The 13948-nt window shown below is 66.8% G+C and carries 16 protein-coding genes; 8 read left to right on the top strand and 8 right to left on the bottom strand.

From position 1 onward, the window contains the following. Nucleotides 1–46 precede the first annotated feature (46 nt). Nucleotides 47–655 carry a tRNA-uridine aminocarboxypropyltransferase gene (locus LJ725_RS19410; protein ID WP_230552342.1) on the bottom strand — a complete coding sequence of 203 codons (609 nt, stop codon included), beginning with the start codon at nt 653–655 and terminating at the stop codon, nt 47–49. A gap of 34 nt (nt 656–689) precedes the next feature. Between LJ725_RS19410 and LJ725_RS19405 the strand changes: the two genes are divergently transcribed. Genes LJ725_RS19405 through LJ725_RS19395 form a run of 3 tightly spaced genes read left to right on the top strand, consistent with a single transcriptional unit; the run spans nt 690 to nt 2785 of the window. Next, nucleotides 690–1487, top strand: coding sequence for a hypothetical protein (locus LJ725_RS19405; RefSeq protein ID WP_230552340.1), 798 nt, complete (start codon nt 690–692; stop codon nt 1485–1487). 25 nt (nt 1488–1512) lie between these two features. Further along, complete coding sequence (locus LJ725_RS19400; protein ID WP_230552338.1) at nt 1513–1734, top strand: biotin/lipoyl-binding carrier protein; 222 nt, start codon at nt 1513–1515, stop codon at nt 1732–1734. After that, complete coding sequence (locus tag LJ725_RS19395) at nt 1727–2785, top strand: YeiH family protein (RefSeq protein WP_230552336.1); 1059 nt, start codon at nt 1727–1729, stop codon at nt 2783–2785. Before LJ725_RS19400 ends, LJ725_RS19395 begins: the two co-directional genes overlap by 8 nt. A gap of 4 nt (nt 2786–2789) precedes the next feature. Here the strand turns inward: LJ725_RS19395 and LJ725_RS19390 are convergent, their stop codons facing one another. Both LJ725_RS19390 and LJ725_RS19385 read right to left on the bottom strand, forming a co-directional pair. After that, nucleotides 2790–3401, bottom strand: a complete 612-nt coding sequence (locus LJ725_RS19390) for a glutathione S-transferase family protein (RefSeq protein ID WP_230552334.1) — start codon at nt 3399–3401, stop codon at nt 2790–2792. A 7-nt stretch (nt 3402–3408) separates the two neighbouring features. Continuing rightward, on the bottom strand, nt 3409–4392 hold the full coding sequence (locus tag LJ725_RS19385; RefSeq protein ID WP_230552332.1) for a Bug family tripartite tricarboxylate transporter substrate binding protein: 984 nt from the start codon (nt 4390–4392) through the stop codon (nt 3409–3411). 61 nt (nt 4393–4453) lie between these two features. On the opposite strand from LJ725_RS19385, the gene LJ725_RS19380 reads away from it, so the two are divergent. Further along, nucleotides 4454–4948, top strand: coding sequence for a GNAT family N-acetyltransferase (locus LJ725_RS19380; RefSeq protein ID WP_230552330.1), 495 nt, complete (start codon nt 4454–4456; stop codon nt 4946–4948). Next, complete coding sequence (locus LJ725_RS19375; protein ID WP_230552328.1) at nt 4945–5406, top strand: MaoC family dehydratase; 462 nt, start codon at nt 4945–4947, stop codon at nt 5404–5406. The genes LJ725_RS19380 and LJ725_RS19375 overlap by 4 nt, the downstream gene beginning before the upstream one ends. On the opposite strand, the gene LJ725_RS19370 is transcribed toward LJ725_RS19375, so the two are convergent. The 3 genes from LJ725_RS19370 to LJ725_RS19360 are packed head-to-tail and all read right to left on the bottom strand — an operon-like array spanning nt 5403 to nt 9480. Continuing rightward, complete coding sequence (locus LJ725_RS19370) at nt 5403–6032, bottom strand: NUDIX hydrolase (protein ID WP_230552326.1); 630 nt, start codon at nt 6030–6032, stop codon at nt 5403–5405. The genes LJ725_RS19375 and LJ725_RS19370 overlap by 4 nt on opposite strands. Further along, nucleotides 6029–6649: a class I SAM-dependent methyltransferase gene (locus tag LJ725_RS19365; RefSeq protein ID WP_230552324.1), complete on the bottom strand. Its 621-nt coding sequence runs from the start codon at nt 6647–6649 to the stop codon at nt 6029–6031. The genes LJ725_RS19370 and LJ725_RS19365 overlap by 4 nt, the downstream gene beginning before the upstream one ends. Nucleotides 6650–6702: 53 nt before the next feature. Then, entirely contained in the window at nt 6703–9480 is a 2778-nt protein-coding gene (locus tag LJ725_RS19360; RefSeq protein WP_230552322.1) for a glycosyltransferase, read from the bottom strand. Between the two features lie 445 nt (nt 9481–9925). Here LJ725_RS19360 and LJ725_RS19355 point away from each other — a divergent pair, with 445 nt between their 5' ends. From LJ725_RS19355 to LJ725_RS19345, 3 genes are read left to right on the top strand one after another with little or no spacing between them, the layout of a single operon-like run. Then, nucleotides 9926–10795, top strand: a complete 870-nt coding sequence (locus LJ725_RS19355; protein WP_230552314.1) for an alpha/beta fold hydrolase — start codon at nt 9926–9928, stop codon at nt 10793–10795. Next, nucleotides 10792–11529: a sulfite exporter TauE/SafE family protein gene (locus LJ725_RS19350; protein WP_230552313.1), complete on the top strand. Its 738-nt coding sequence runs from the start codon at nt 10792–10794 to the stop codon at nt 11527–11529. The genes LJ725_RS19355 and LJ725_RS19350 overlap by 4 nt, the downstream gene beginning before the upstream one ends. A 9-nt stretch (nt 11530–11538) precedes the next feature. Next, nucleotides 11539–12090, top strand: a complete 552-nt coding sequence (locus LJ725_RS19345; RefSeq protein WP_230552310.1) for a tyrosine phosphatase family protein — start codon at nt 11539–11541, stop codon at nt 12088–12090. A 53-nt stretch (nt 12091–12143) separates the two neighbouring features. On the opposite strand, the gene LJ725_RS19340 is transcribed toward LJ725_RS19345, so the two are convergent. Both LJ725_RS19340 and LJ725_RS19335 read right to left on the bottom strand, forming a co-directional pair. Beyond that, nucleotides 12144–12992 carry a CmcJ/NvfI family oxidoreductase gene (locus LJ725_RS19340; RefSeq protein WP_230552308.1) on the bottom strand — a complete coding sequence of 283 codons (849 nt, stop codon included), beginning with the start codon at nt 12990–12992 and terminating at the stop codon, nt 12144–12146. 155 nt (nt 12993–13147) lie between these two features. After that, nucleotides 13148–13948, bottom strand: coding sequence for an SDR family NAD(P)-dependent oxidoreductase (locus LJ725_RS19335; RefSeq protein ID WP_230552307.1), 801 nt, complete (start codon nt 13946–13948; stop codon nt 13148–13150).

The following is a 13948-nucleotide window of genomic DNA, read 5'->3' as shown; positions in this document are numbered from 1 at the left end:
GGAAGTTGGGCCGCCGGCTGGTCGAGCATGGCGCGAAGTATAGGGGCTAACGCCGGACGCGACGATCCCGTTTGGAATCCCGCACGCCCTCGCGACGTGCCTTTGCCAACAACGCGCGAAACGGCACGAGCAGTTTCTCCCGCAGCGCAGCATCGCCTTCGAGCACCTGCAGAGACAGCGCCACCGCTTCGAGGGTCGAGACTGCATCGGGCCGCGCCTCGCGCCGTAATTCCCCGTAGAGCGAGGGGCCATCGGGCACGACGACGAACCGGCGCAGGCGGGTCAGCCACGCGTTGCGCCACCACAGCGCCTTGGCCTGCGCCCAGTTGCCGTCGAGCGCGATCAGGCCCTTGAGCCCGGCCCGCGCCGACGGCTGGTCCGCCAGCGCCTCGCCGGTGCGGCCGACGGCGACCAGCGGGCCCAGCCCTTCGCCCCGCCCCTTGACCTGGGTCGACCCGAGATAGAGCACGCCCCAGTCGCGCGTTTCGGCGGGCGCTCCCCAGGCGTGCGCGAGATTGCGCCACGACAGGCCGACGACGACCTTGGCGTTGGCCAGCGATCCGGCCAGCAGGCCGGCCGTGCCCAGCACGCGGTCCTGCTCCTGCGGGTGCTGCAGCACCAGGATGGCGACCTTGTTGTCCACCGGCTGAGACATGGCCGACGTATAGCCTCCCGGCTAGGTTCGCGCGATGCCCGTTCCTGTCGACGTTCCCGTCCTCGTGTTCGATAGCGTCACCAAGCTGCCGCCGGAAGCGGACGGCGCGGTGGTGATCGGCGCCAGCCATGCCGCCGTGTACGCGGCCTACATGTCAGCCAAATTCGGATGCCGCGCCGCCATCCACCACGATGCCGGCATCGGCAAGGACGAGGCCGGCGTCAGCGGTCTCGCCTACGCCGACCGGCTCGGCATGGCGATGGCGGCCGTCGCCACGGCCAGCGCGCGCATCGGCGATGGCGCGGACCTGCAGGCACGCGGCATCATCAGCCGGGCCAACGGGCTCGCCGCGGCCTGCGGCGTCGTGCCCGGCATGCCTGCGCGCGAGGCCGCCGTGCTGCTCCGGCAGGCACCGTGGCCACACACGATCCCGCCCGCCAAGGGCGAGGGCCGCTACACGATCGAGGGCGCGATCTGCGCGGATTCGGCCACCCTGCTGGTCCCGGAAGATCGTGGGCGCATCGTCGCCACCGGCAGCCACGGTGCGCTCAACTCCTACAAGGCCACGGCGCCCTTCCGGCCGCTTCTGCTGATGTTCAACGACGCGGGCTTCGGCGCCGACCGTGGGGGTGTGCTGGCGCTGCCCGAATTGGCCAGGGAAGATATCGCCGCCATCGCAGTCGCCGCGCAGTCCGCGCGTATCGGCGATGGACGTTCCACCCTGCAGGACGGGACGATTTCAGACGTCAACAAGGTCGCATACCGGCTCGGCGCGCGCGTGGGGGGCTCCGCGCTTGCACTGGCGCGCGCGCTGGCGGAAAAAGCTGAATAACAGTGAACGGGGGGACGTCTCGGACATGGCCGTCGTCAATGTGAAGTCGGAAATCGCCGGCAATGTCTGGAAGATCCAATCCAAGCCGGGTGATCGCATCGAGGCCGACGGCGAGATCATGATCCTCGAGTCGATGAAGATGGAAATCCCCGTCCTGTCGCCCAAGGCCGGCGTCATCAGGGAGATCAAGGTCAGCGAAGGCGAAGCGATCGGCGAAGGCCAGCTGGTGGCCGTGATCGATGCGTAGCAGCGCCGTCGCCGGCGACCTTGCCCGTCTCTGGGCGCCCGACAATCTCCGCCGGTCGGCACCCGGGATCGCGCTGTGTGCCGCCATTGCTGCCGTGGCATACTATGCAGACACTCACAGCCTGCTGCGCTTCGGTGCCGTGTGGATCCCGCCCCTGATCCTCACCCTCGTCATCGGAATGGCGCTACAGCCCCTGTCGGTGAAGCCGACGCTGAAGCCCGGACTTGAGTTTGCCGGCCGCACCCTTCTGCGCGTCGGCGTCGCCTTGCTGGGGGCCCGCTTGACACTCGGCCAGCTCGTCGAAGGTGGCGCCCTTCCCATCTTGGTCGCAGTATCGGCCGTCGGCTGCACCATCGCCTTCGGGGCCTGGCTCTCCCGCTTTTTCGGGCTCAGTCAGAATTTCGGTCTGCTCACTGGCTGCTCCACCGGCGTGTGCGGGGCGGCCGCGGCGATGGCCGCCTCGGCGGTGCTGCCCAAGCACGAGAACTCGGATCGTGACCTCGCCTTCACCGTGATGGGTATCAACTTCCTCAGCACCGTGGTGATGGTGATCTATCCCACCCTGCGCGAGGTATTGGGCTTCTCTCTGTTCGAGATGGGCGTGTTTCTGGGCGGGGCGATCCACGACGTGGCGCAGGTCGCCGGCGCGGGCCAGACGATGGGGCCGCAGGTGCTCAGCGACGCCATCATCACCAAGCTGCTGCGCGTGGCGGCCTTGCTGCCGGCCATAGCCGGCATCGCCTGGTGGGTGGCCCGCGGCGGCGGCCCGCAGGCGACCGCGCGGCCGACGCCGCCGGTCTTCCTGTTCGGCTTCCTCGCGCTCGCCGCGCTCAACTCACTGGGCCTCATCCCCGCCGTCGTGCGCGATGCTGTCGGCCAGATCTCGGCGTTCCTGATCATCACCGCCATCGCGGCACTTGGCATGAAGACCTCGCTGGTGGCCCTCGTACGCATCGGCATGGCCCCGGTGATGCTGCTGATCACCGAGACGATCTTCGTCGGCCTTCTGGTGGTCGGCCTGATCTACGGCCTGCGCGCCTTCGGCATCTGAGGCTTCAGGCGCGCGAGGTCGGCCGCGCCGAGACGGCGTTCCACCAGCGCGTCAGGTTGGCGTGATCCTCGGGGATCGCGAGCTTCAGCGCACCGCGCGCCGTCAGGATCGCCACCTGCGCAGTGATGTCGGCGATGTTGTAGTGGTCGATTCCGATGAACGCGCGGCCCTTCAATTCGCTGTCGAGCCAGCGCATGCGCTCGACCAGCAACTTGTGGCGCTGCTCGCCCCACGCCGCGACCTGCGTTCGCCGGCCGGTCCAGAACGGGTTGGTATGTACGAAGACGTCGATGGTCGGCAGCAGCAACTCGAGCTCCATGCGTCTATTCCACATCTCGACCCGGGCACGCTCGAGAGAGGAGCGGCCGAACAGCGGTGGCTCCGGGATCATCTCCTCGAAGTAGCGGCAAATCGCGACCGACTCCGAGATCAGCGTGCCGTCGTCCAACTCGAGAACGGGCAACGTGCCGAGCGGATTCTTGGCAAGGAACGTGGCCTGCTTGTGGCCCGCGCTCTCCATGTCGAACTCCTCGATCGGAACCGTCACCTTCTTCTCGGCAAGAAAGATGCGGACGCGACGCGGATTGACGCCGTTCTTCAGGCTATAGAGCTTCATGCCGCCCTCAGGTTCCGGGCTTGGTCCCCGTGGCCCGGACGACGGCGCCCCAGGTGTCGATCTCGTTCTTGATGAACTCGGCGAACTGGATGGGCGTGCCGGGCGCCGGCAGGGCGGCGCGCTGCTCGATCTGCTTGATCACCGCCTCGTCGTTCAGCAGCGTCTGCATGTCCTTGCTGACCTTGGCCACGATCTCCAGCGGCGTGCGGGCCGGCGCCGCGAGCCCCGACCAGCCGGCGGCATTGAAACCGGGAAGGGTGGCCGCTATCAGCGGAATCTTGTCGAGCGGCGCCGGTGCGGGCCGCGCCGTCGTCACCGCCAGCGCCTTGATGCGCCCGTCCTTGATGTGATTCAGAGCCGACGCCGTGCTGTCCATCATCAGTTTGACATGGCCACCGAGCAGGTCCGCCATCGCCGGGCCGCTGCCCTTGTAGGGAATGTGCACGATGTCGACGCCGGCTTTCAGCTTGAACAGCTCCATGCTGAGATGCTGCGACGTTCCCGGCCCGGCCGAGGCGTAGGAGAGCTGGCCCGGCTCCTTCTTCGCAAGCGCGATCAGTTCGGCCAGCGTGTTCACTGGCAGGCTCGGGTGCGCCACAATCACCAGCGGCACCAGGAAGATGTTGGAGATCGGCAGGAAATCCGTGAGGGGCTTGTACGGCAGATCGGGATAGAGGCTCGGATTGACCCCGAACGTGCCGCTTGAGACCACCATCAGAGTGTAGCCGTCGGGTGCCGCCGCCTTGCCGAACTCGGTCGCCGGAATGCCGCTGCCGCCGCCCTTGTTCTCGACGATGACCTGCTGTTTCCACATCTCGCCGAGCTTCTCGGCCATCAGGCGCGCGAAGATGTCGGCGGCCTGCCCCGGCGGGAACGGCACGACGAAGCGCACCGGCTTGTTGGGCCACGGCGATTGCGCGATGGCGGGCGCGGCGAGCGCAGCACCGGCCGCACCGGCGAGCGCCAGAGCCTGGCGACGCGTCGGATTCATTTCTGGACCTCCCGGTTCGTTTCGGGTGACAGGTTAGCACAGGCTTCGGAAAATGGCCGCCATGACAGGCAAGATAGAGATCGGTCCCGCACGAAATGCCGCCGACTTCGAGGCGATCGCCGGGCTGGTCCGCGAGTATGCAGGCACGCTCGGATTCTCGCTCGACTACCAGGGCTTCGAGGCCGAACTGGCCGATCTCGCGGCCAAGTATGCACCGCCCGGCGGTGCCCTGTTGCTGGCGCGGGTCGATGGCGAGGCCGCCGGCACCGTGGCGCTGCGCCAGCTCGAACCCGGAATCGGCGAAATGAAGCGACTCTATGTCAGTCCGAGCTTCCGCACGCAGCGCATGGACGACGGCTCATCCATCGGGCGCACCCTCGCCCACCGCATCGTCGAGGTGGCCCGGGCCAGCGGACATCGACGTCTCAGGCTGGACACAATCGGCCCGAAAATGGAGGCCGCCATCAAGCTCTATCGAACGATGGGCTTCACCGAGATCACCCCCTACTACCCCAGCCCGGTGCCAGGCACCGTTTACATGGAGCTCGTCCTTTGACGGATCGATTCTACGAGGACTTCAAGGTTGGCGAACGCTTCGTGAGCGGCGGCATGACACTGACAGAGGCTGCCATCGTCGACTTCGCCCGACAGTGGGATCCGCAGCCATTCCATATCGACGCCGAGTTCTCCGCCAAGTGGACCTTCGGTGGCCTGATCGCCTCGGGCCTCCACACGATGAGCGTGACCTTGCGCCTGTGGCTCGATCTCGGCGTCTTCCGCGCCTGTTGCCTGGGCTCGCCCGGCATCGGCGAAGTCCAGTTCGCCCGCCCCGTTCGCCCCGGGGACACGCTGCACGTCGTCACCGACCTCGTCGAGCTGCGCGCCTCGACCTCGCGCCCCGACCGCGGGATCGTCCGGATCCGTCAGGTGACGGTCAACCAGCGCGGAGAGGCTGTGATGGAGCAGGAAACTTCGGTATTCCTGAAACGGCGTACCGCCACCCTCCAGGCCTAGCGCCAGGCGAAGACCGGCTGCTCATAGTGGTCGACGCGCGTGTCGCGGCCGGCCAAGGCGACCTCGCGAAACTGGAACAGGAGCGCTGCCGTCGGCGCATTCACCGTGGCGACTGGCAGCGGCAGCCGGATGATCGGCCGATCGGATTCCTCGATCGCCACGATCTCTGGCGAGCCGTCGCGAAACAGTTCGTTGCAGGCGATGCGGTAGGCGCCCGCGACCTCCGCGGGATTGGGGGTCAGGGTGACGCCCGGCGCCCATACGACCACAGGCGCGATCAGATAGCCCGACCGCGTGGGGTAGTCGTCGAGCGTGCCCAGGATGTCGTCGGTGGAGGCGAGCACGCCCAGCTCCTCGTGCAGCTCGCGAAGCGCCGTCTGCTCGATCGTTTCACCGGGATCGACGCGGCCGCCAGGCAGCGCCCACTGGCCGCCATGGGCCCGCAGTTTCGGCGTCCGCTTGGTCAGCAGGAAGGCGGCCTCGCCCGGCTCGTCCGCTTCGGCGATGACGATGGCCACCGCCGCGCGCTTCAGGGTTCCTGGATCGGCCTGGCGGCGCAAATCGAAGCGGCCGAGACGGGCCGCGACCTCGGCGCGCAACGCCTGATCGAGCGGAACGGACTTCACGCGCCGGCGGGTTTGCGGAAGGTCCACACCACGGCCGGCGGCACGTTGCGCCAGATGCGCGGCCCGCGGGTCCCGACCAGGCCCAGTTCCTGTGACAGGGCGCGTGGCACCGGCTGCGTGGGTCCATAGGTGAACTGCACCAGCGCTCCCCCGCAGGGCAGCGCCTCGAACACCCCATGCACGATGCCGCGGACGACCTCGGCCGGCAACGACAGGAGGGGCAGGCTCGATACGACGGCGGACACGGAGGCGACCCCCTGCTCCTGCAGCAGGGCCTGCAGGCGGGCGGCATCGCCTTCGACGATGCGGGGACCGTCGAAATGCGAGCGCAGGAAAGCCGCAAGCTCCGGCTCGCGCTCGACCAGCGCCAGCCGGTGGGCCGGGATACCCGCGGCCAGCAGCGCCTTCGTGACCTCACCCGTGCCGGCACCCAACTCGATCACGTGGCCGTCGCGCCCGCGCATGGCCGCGAAGGTCGCGCGCGCCATCGCCTGGGCCAGCAGGCGTCCGCTCGGCACGACCGCGCCCATCGAGAAGGGATTGCGCAGCCAGCGCTTCAGGAAAAGGGCTGTCCCGGCGCGCGAGTCGAGGCCGGTTCGTGACTCGATCGGGGGCATGTGCAAACGCTAACAGACGCTCTCCCAACTCGACAGGGAAAAGCGGCCCCTCCCTATTGCGCGGGTTGCATGGCTGGTGAGGAGGTACCCGTCGGCGCGGTCGCCTCGAACACCAGTTCGGCGTGCCGCATCTGCTCCAGCGCGTTGACCATGGAGACGTACACCGCAGCCGCGAAGGGCAGCGACTGCACGATCATGAACACCGCCCACAGCCGCGCCTCGGGGTCGACGACGCCGTTACCAAACCACAGGACCGCAGCCGATATCCACAGCAGGACGGCCAGGATCGCCTCGCCACGCGCCATGCCGAGCGCCATTCCGAGCGTCGCCCGCTCGTCCATCTTCGGCGTCCGCATGAACGGCAGGCGGCTGGTCGCCAGGCCGTAGATCACCGCCCGGCCTACCGTATAGGTGAGGGCGAGACCGGCCAGCGAAGCGCCGATGCTCTGCCGGAAGGTACAGCGCACGCGGTCGAAGTAGAGACCGAACGAGTAGAGCAGCTTGAAGACGAAGATTCCGATGGTCGGCGCAATGAACTCGGCCGGGGGCAGGCCGACCGGCTTCATGCCGAACAGCGGCGGCAGGACGACGGCCGCCACCCAGGCGAGACCTGCCCAGGTGAAGATCAGGTTCAGCGCATCGGCGAACCAGGGCAGCCAGCCTGCCACGAAATGGTACTTCTGCCAGAACGTCAGCTTGGTATCGCCGAAGAACATCTTGCCGGCATGCGCCTTCATGATCTGCATGGCGCCGTAGGCCCAGCGGAAGCGCTGCTTCTTGTAGCCGGAGAAATGATCAGGGGTCAGGCCATGGCCGAACCGCTCGCGGCTGTACATGGCGCCGTAGCCATTCTCCATCAGGCGGAGCCCGAGTTCGGTATCCTCGGTGATGCACCAGGTGGCCCAGCCACCCATCTCCTCCATGCAGGACCGGCGCACCAGGGTCATCGTGCCGTGCTGGATGATGGCATCGTATTCGTTGCGCAGGCACATGCCGATATCGAAGAAGCCGGCATACTCCCAGTTCAGCATTTCCTTGAACCGGTCGCCGCGCCAGTCACGGTGGTCCTGCGGCGCCTGCACGTAGCTGATCTTGGCGTCGTCGAAATACGGCACGAGCGCCTTCAGCCAGTCCGGGCGAACCATGTAGTCGCTGTCGATGACGCCGATCACCTTGGCGTCGGGCGCGGTCTGGCTGAGAACGTAGTTCAGCGCCCCGGCCTTGAAGCCCTTCATGACGTCGAAGTGGAAGAACTTGAAGCGCTCGCCGAGCTGGGCGCAGTAATCCTGCACCGGCCGCCACACCGCGGGATCCTTGGTGTTGTTGTCGATGACGATGACTTCGAAGTTGGGGTAGTCGAGCCCGGCCAGCGAATCGAGGGTCTGCATGACCATCGCGGGCGGCTCGTTGCAGATCGCCAGATGCAGCGACACCTTGGGCCAGTCACGATCGGCCGGCTGGCGCGCGATCATCTCGGCGGCAGGCAGCGCCTCGCGCGTCCAGCGGCCGCGCCAGATCGTCTCCGCCATCTCAAGCGCCTGCACCAGCGCCATGCCGAGGCTGGAGACAAGGAAGAAGGCCAGCACGCCCCAGCCGATCTTCTCGGACGTCAGCATGTAGGTCCCGGCCGCCACCGAGCCGCCATAGGCCACCGCGCTCGCGGAGAGCGCCACGAGGGCACAGAAGCCCACCTGCCCCGCCATGCCGAGCCGCGGCCAGCGCCACAGGAAGAGCAGCATCAGCGGCAGCGCCGCCGCGAGCGACCAGGCCGCGCAGGACAGCCACTGCGGAAAGGTCTCGATCGAGCCCGTCCAGGCGAATTTCTGCTGCCGGTCGGCGTTCCACAGTCCCCAGTAGCCGCCCGCCTTGCCTTCCAGGTCGTAGGACTTCCACGGCTGGTCCACGGCCTCGACGACGAAGGTGTCGATGTTCTGGGAGCGCAACCAGGCCACCATGTCGCGGACGTTCTTGGCCTGCTCTGCCGGCGTGGCGTACTTCACGACTCCGCTGCCCGGACTGCGGCGCGCCGCGCCGTTCGACGGCCAGCCGACCTCGGTCACGACGATGTTCTTGTTCGGATACTGCTTGCGCAGCAGGCCGATCTTCTCCTTCACGTACTCGAGCGGCGTCGAACTCGACTTCTCGTCCCAGTACGGCAGGATATGGACCGCGAGATAGTCGACCTCGCGCGCGAGCTCCGGATAGTTGATCCAGACGTGCCACGGCTCGGCGGTGCTGACCGGCACCTTGACGTTGCGCTTGACGTTGCGGATCTCGCGGATGAGCTGGGCCGGACTGGTCGCGTTGGGATCGCGGACGTCCTTCTCGCCATCCCAGCGGAGAATGTTCTCGTTGCCCACCAGAATGCGCTCGATGCTCGGATTCTGGTTGGCCATGCGGATCAGCGCGCCGGTTTCTTCGGCATTTACCTCGCTCGATTCGCGGCCGAACTGCAGCTTGGCTTCGTTGGGGCTGTAGATCCAGGCGCCGGGGACCAGCTTCAGACCGTACTTTGCCGCCAGCGCCGGCATCGAATCTCCGCCGTCGGTCGTGCGGTAGGTACGGACATAGTTGACCTTGCCGGCGAGCATCGCGAAGTCGCGTTCCATCTGCTCCTTGCGCGGCTTGATCTGCGGCGTGGGGGATTCGTTGACGGCAGTGCGCAGGAAGCTCCAGAGGCCACTCGCCTTGCCCTCGAGGGGGTCCTGATCCTTGGCCCACGGTGCGTAGGTCACACCGTGTAGCGGGCCTTCGAGATCGGCCGCCGAGATGCGGCTATCCAGCAGTCGCCAGCCCACCAGAGTGGCTGCGACGACAATGATAAGAACCAAGCCCCGACGCATCATGAAGAGACGATTGCTCCGGCAATCCGCCGGTGGTGAACGCTCGCTCGGGATCGCGGTCGCAAGTCTCCTGCGGACGACAATCGTCAACGCAAGGACCGTGCCGGATCGACTCCAACCGACGAGCCGACTACCACGCAGTGCGGCGGACCTCTTCGAGGTTTCCTTGCGCCCGATTTCCTCGCCGGAGACCCTTCTCCGTCGGTGAGGCGACAGGAGGCTCTATACCCTGCGGCTCCGGGTACGGTAAAGAGACCGCGCGCGATGATGGCCTAAATGCCCAATTCTCTGCTGGCCTTGACGCGCATCCTTCGCCAAAACGCCACAAACGATGACCGAACAGGATCAAGCTGCGGCACCTCGGGGGGTTCCCCCCTCTCTTGTCGCAACCTACCGCCCGGCTGACCGTTACGGCTTCCTCGAGCGCAACGGCGTGCCGCTTCGGTATGCCTGGTGGAACGCGCTTGCGGTTCCCCGCGGTACCGTGGTCGTCCTGACAGGGCGCGGTGAGTTCATCGAGAAGTACGCCACCGAGGTGGTCGGCGAGCTTCTAGACCGCGGCTTCGCCGTGGCCGCCTTCGACTGGCGGGGACAGGGGCTTTCTGATCGCCCGCTGGCCGATCGCGGCAAGGGTCACATCGACCATTTCTCGACCTACATGGCCGACCTCCGCCTGTTCCTGGATACAATCGTTACACCAAATGCCCCGCGCCCGGTCGTGGCGCTCTGTCATTCGATGGGCAGCCATATCGCGATGCGGGAGATGGCCGAGGGCGGCTCGGGTCCGTTTTCGGCGGCACTGTTCGTCTCGCCCATGACGGCCCTGCGCCGCGAGGCCATGCTGCGTTCGGTCCTGATGATCATGCCGGAGGTCCCCTCGGTCGAGGAACGCTACCTGTTCGGCACCGGGCCCTTCGTGCTGCTGGCCCGGGAGTTCGCCTCCAACTTCGTCACCCACGACGAGCGGCGCTACCGCTTCACCGAGGACTGGTTCACGGCCGATCCCCGCCTGTCCCTGGGCGGCCCGACCCTGGGCTGGTCCCGCCAGGCGGTCCGCTCGATGACCGCCGTCCAGGCGCCGGGCTATCTCGAGCGCATCAACATTCCCGTCCTGCTCATCACCGCCGGCGAGGACCGCTTGATCGACCCGCGCAGCCACGGCCCCCTCGTCGCGCGGCTGAAGCATGGCGAACACTTCACGATCGGCCATGCCCGCCACGAGATCATGATGGAGACGGACGAGATCCGCGCGCTGTTCTGGGAAGCCTTCGACCGCCTGACGAAAGGCGTCCTGGGTCGATGACCGAGTTCCAGATCCTTGTCGTCGCCGCCGCCTTCATCGTCGCCGGCATCGCCAAGGGAGCCATCGGGATCGGCTTGCCGCCCATCGCCGTCGGGATCATGACCCTGGCCGTCCCGCTCGACGACGCCCTCGCCATCATGGCCATTCCGACCCTCACCACGAACGTCTGGCAGGCAATCTACGGCCGGGGACTGTTGCGCCTGTTCCGCCGCTTCTGGACGCTCGCGCTCACCGCCACGATCGCCCTGGTCGTGGTCGCCGCGACCCTGGGCAAGCTCGGGTCGGCGCAGGCCTCCGCCTGGCTCGGCGTCATGCTGGTGGTCTATTCGACCATCGCCCTGCTGGCATGGCGCCCCCGCGTGTCGCGGCAGACCGAACGCTGGATGAACCCGCTGATGGGAATCGCCAGCGGCGCCGTGGCCGGCATCACCGGCATCGCCGCCGTGCCGTTCCTGCCCTACATGCAGTCGCTCGACATCAACAAGGACGACCTCGTCCAGGCGCTGGGCATCCTGTTCATCTTCCTGATCGGGGCACTCACCTTCGCCCTCTTCCGCCAGGGCGCCTTCGACACCGCCAACACGATCGGCGGCCTGGCGGCCATCGTGCCAACGTCGATCGGCGTCTGGCTGGGCCAAAAATCGCGCGACGCCCTGTCACCCGAGATGTTCCGCCGCGTGTTCCTGATCGGACTGCTGGGCCTTGGACTGCACATGGCGCGTGGCTTGTTGTAGGGTTCCGCCATGGCACTCCCCCCCTTCAAGGTCACGATCTGCGGCATTCCCGAACTGCCGCAACACTGCGCCGTCGGCGTCAGCCACGTCCTGTCGATCATCGACACCCACGAGCCGCGCCCGCCGGCGCTGGACGGGTATTCGGGCATCGACCACGAACTGATCCGCTTCGACGACGTGGTGGCCGAATATCCGGGCTTCGAGGCCTGCACGCCGGCGCACATCGAGAAGGTCCTGGCCTTCGGCGAACGGGTGCATGCCCGGCCCGACTGCCACGTCCTCGTCCATTGCCACGCCGGCATCTCGCGCTCGACCGCGGCGGCGGCAATCCTGATGACGCAGTTCGCGCCGGGAAACGAGGAAGAGGCCTTCCTGAAGCTGCTGGACCTACGCAAGCACGGTTGGCCCAACACCCGCATGGTCGAGTTCGCCGACACGCTGCTGAAGCGCGATGGCGCGATGCTGCGGGGGCTGGTCGCCTACCGCAAGGCGCTCCTCGAAGTGAAGCCGCACCTCAAGGAAGTCGTCCGCAACATCGGCCGCGGCCACGAGATCCCGTAACGCCATTCCGGCATCGCGCACGGAACGATGTCTGTCCGCAGCGACGTTGGTCGCTAGGACCGGTGGAACACCAGCGTCCTGACCTCGATGCTCTCGCGTGGCGGCGCATCGGCGGGTGCCGTGGGATCCGTGAAGGCGCTGTGCGGCGTGTAGCGTGCCGGTACCCCCACCGACGTATCGCAGCACTTGAGCAGCAACGCCTCGTCGGTGCGCATCCTGGGCACGTAGTACCAGCGGTGCGCGGGATTGAACTTCACCGAGTAGGTCTCGCCGACGCGGTGCGGGTAAACGAGGTCCGACGGCACCAGATCGTCGAATGAGATGGTGGTCGCATCGCAGACGGCGAGCGGCGAATCGAGCAGCGGTCCCTTGATGGGGCGCCACAGGTTGACGACCTGCACCCGCCCCTTCAGCAATTCGTCGGCCTCGTCAGGCAGCAGATCGCGCACCCGCTGCGGACCCGAGCGCGCCGTATGGTCGATATGGACGCGACGCACCGGCTGGCGCGGTGCGTCCGCCTGCGCCTCGACATCGGGAACGCGGCGGCGGGTCGTGTGGTCGAAGATGTGTACGCGATCCGCGCCGGTCGCCTCGCGTACCAGGCGTTCGACCTCGGGATAGTAGACGCGCCGGACCTCCTCATCGTCGAAGAAGTCCCTTACGGCACTGCGGTGCTCGACGAGCGCGAAGCCGTTGGCATCGAGCGACACCGAACCGGCGACGGGTCGCGCATCGTGAATTGCGACGGCACGTACCTCGTTTTCGATATTGCTGCGCGGCACGCCTGGCGCCGGATCGAACGTGTAGTTGCGCGGCCGCTCCGTCATCGGCGCCAGATAGTTCATGTCGGCGACAACGCTCGACAGGTTCGAGAAGACGTCGAGTTGTTCTTGCAGCGTCATGGTCCAGGACCTCCGAAGATGTACGGATGATCTTGGTCTCGCCGCCTTCCTGCGCCATCGAGAAGATGTGCGGCGCTCCATGAAGAGAGGTTATCCGAAAGAAAAATCTCTTCTGTTGCGCCGCGTCTTCACGACCAGTTCGTGCTGTGTGGGCCTCAGCGCGCCTTCATCGGGAGGCTGGCGAGATGCATACCGGCATCCACGATCAGGAATTCGCCGGTAATGTTGCTGGCGCTGGTCAGGAAGAAAAGCACCGCCTCGGCCATCTGCTCGGGCGTGCCGGCCTGGCGCAGGGGCGTGTTCTGCTCCTGGCCCATCTTCATCTTGTTGTAGTTCTCCTCGCCCATCCCGCCCAGCAGCCAGCGCGTCTGGATGAAGCCCGGGCATACCGTGTTGACGCGCACCGCCGGCGACAGCCAGCGTGCCAGGGTCAGCGTCAGCGTGTTGAGCGCACCCTTGGAGCAGGCGTAGGGGATCGAGCTGCCGACGCCCATCACGCCGGCGATCGAGGAGATGTTTACGATCGAGCCGCGGACCTGGTCGGCCTCCCACTGCTTCTTCATCATCGGGAAGACGGCCCGGCTCATCATGTAGGGGCCGGTGACGTTGACCCGCAGGATGCGATCGAAGTCTTCCGGCGTGACGCCGTCGAGATCGCCCTGGTTCTGGAACTTGGTGGTACCGGCGTTGTTGATGAGACCGTCGATGCGGCCCCACTTCTTCATGGTCTCGTCCGCCAGCTTCCGGCAGTCGGCGTCCTGGCCCATGTCGGCCTGCACGAGGATCGCCTCGACGCCCTTGGCCTTGACCGCCTCGTAGGTCTCGTCTGCCTCTTTCTTGCTCTTGGTATAGTTGATCGCGACGTTCCAGCCGCGCTCCGCCAGGTCGAGCGCGCACGAGGCGCCCAATCCGGTCGCCGACCCCGTCACGATCGCCACCTTGTTCGATTTCGCCAT

Source organism: Reyranella aquatilis, from assembly GCF_020880995.1.
GTDB classification, from domain to species: domain Bacteria; phylum Pseudomonadota; class Alphaproteobacteria; order Reyranellales; family Reyranellaceae; genus Reyranella; species Reyranella aquatilis.
Note: the sequence above shows the minus strand (reverse complement) of the source record. Positions and strands in the feature narration are given on the sequence as shown.

Coding starts and splice junctions, on each gene's coding strand:
- LJ725_RS19410 (WP_230552342.1), bottom strand. CDS start 655: ATGTCTCAGCCGGTGGACAACAAGGTCGCCATCCTGGTGCTGCAGCAC.
- LJ725_RS19405 (WP_230552340.1), top strand. CDS start 690: ATGCCCGTTCCTGTCGACGTTCCCGTCCTCGTGTTCGATAGCGTCACC.
- LJ725_RS19400 (WP_230552338.1), top strand. CDS start 1,513: ATGGCCGTCGTCAATGTGAAGTCGGAAATCGCCGGCAATGTCTGGAAG.
- LJ725_RS19395 (WP_230552336.1), top strand. CDS start 1,727: ATGCGTAGCAGCGCCGTCGCCGGCGACCTTGCCCGTCTCTGGGCGCCC.
- LJ725_RS19390 (WP_230552334.1), bottom strand. CDS start 3,401: ATGAAGCTCTATAGCCTGAAGAACGGCGTCAATCCGCGTCGCGTCCGC.
- LJ725_RS19385 (WP_230552332.1), bottom strand. CDS start 4,392: ATGAATCCGACGCGTCGCCAGGCTCTGGCGCTCGCCGGTGCGGCCGGT.
- LJ725_RS19380 (WP_230552330.1), top strand. CDS start 4,454: ATGACAGGCAAGATAGAGATCGGTCCCGCACGAAATGCCGCCGACTTC.
- LJ725_RS19365 (WP_230552324.1), bottom strand. CDS start 6,649: ATGCCCCCGATCGAGTCACGAACCGGCCTCGACTCGCGCGCCGGGACA.
- LJ725_RS19350 (WP_230552313.1), top strand. CDS start 10,792: ATGACCGAGTTCCAGATCCTTGTCGTCGCCGCCGCCTTCATCGTCGCC.
- LJ725_RS19345 (WP_230552310.1), top strand. CDS start 11,539: ATGGCACTCCCCCCCTTCAAGGTCACGATCTGCGGCATTCCCGAACTG.
- LJ725_RS19340 (WP_230552308.1), bottom strand. CDS start 12,992: ATGACGCTGCAAGAACAACTCGACGTCTTCTCGAACCTGTCGAGCGTT.
- LJ725_RS19335 (WP_230552307.1), bottom strand. CDS start 13,948: ATGGCGAAATCGAACAAGGTGGCGATCGTGACGGGGTCGGCGACCGGA.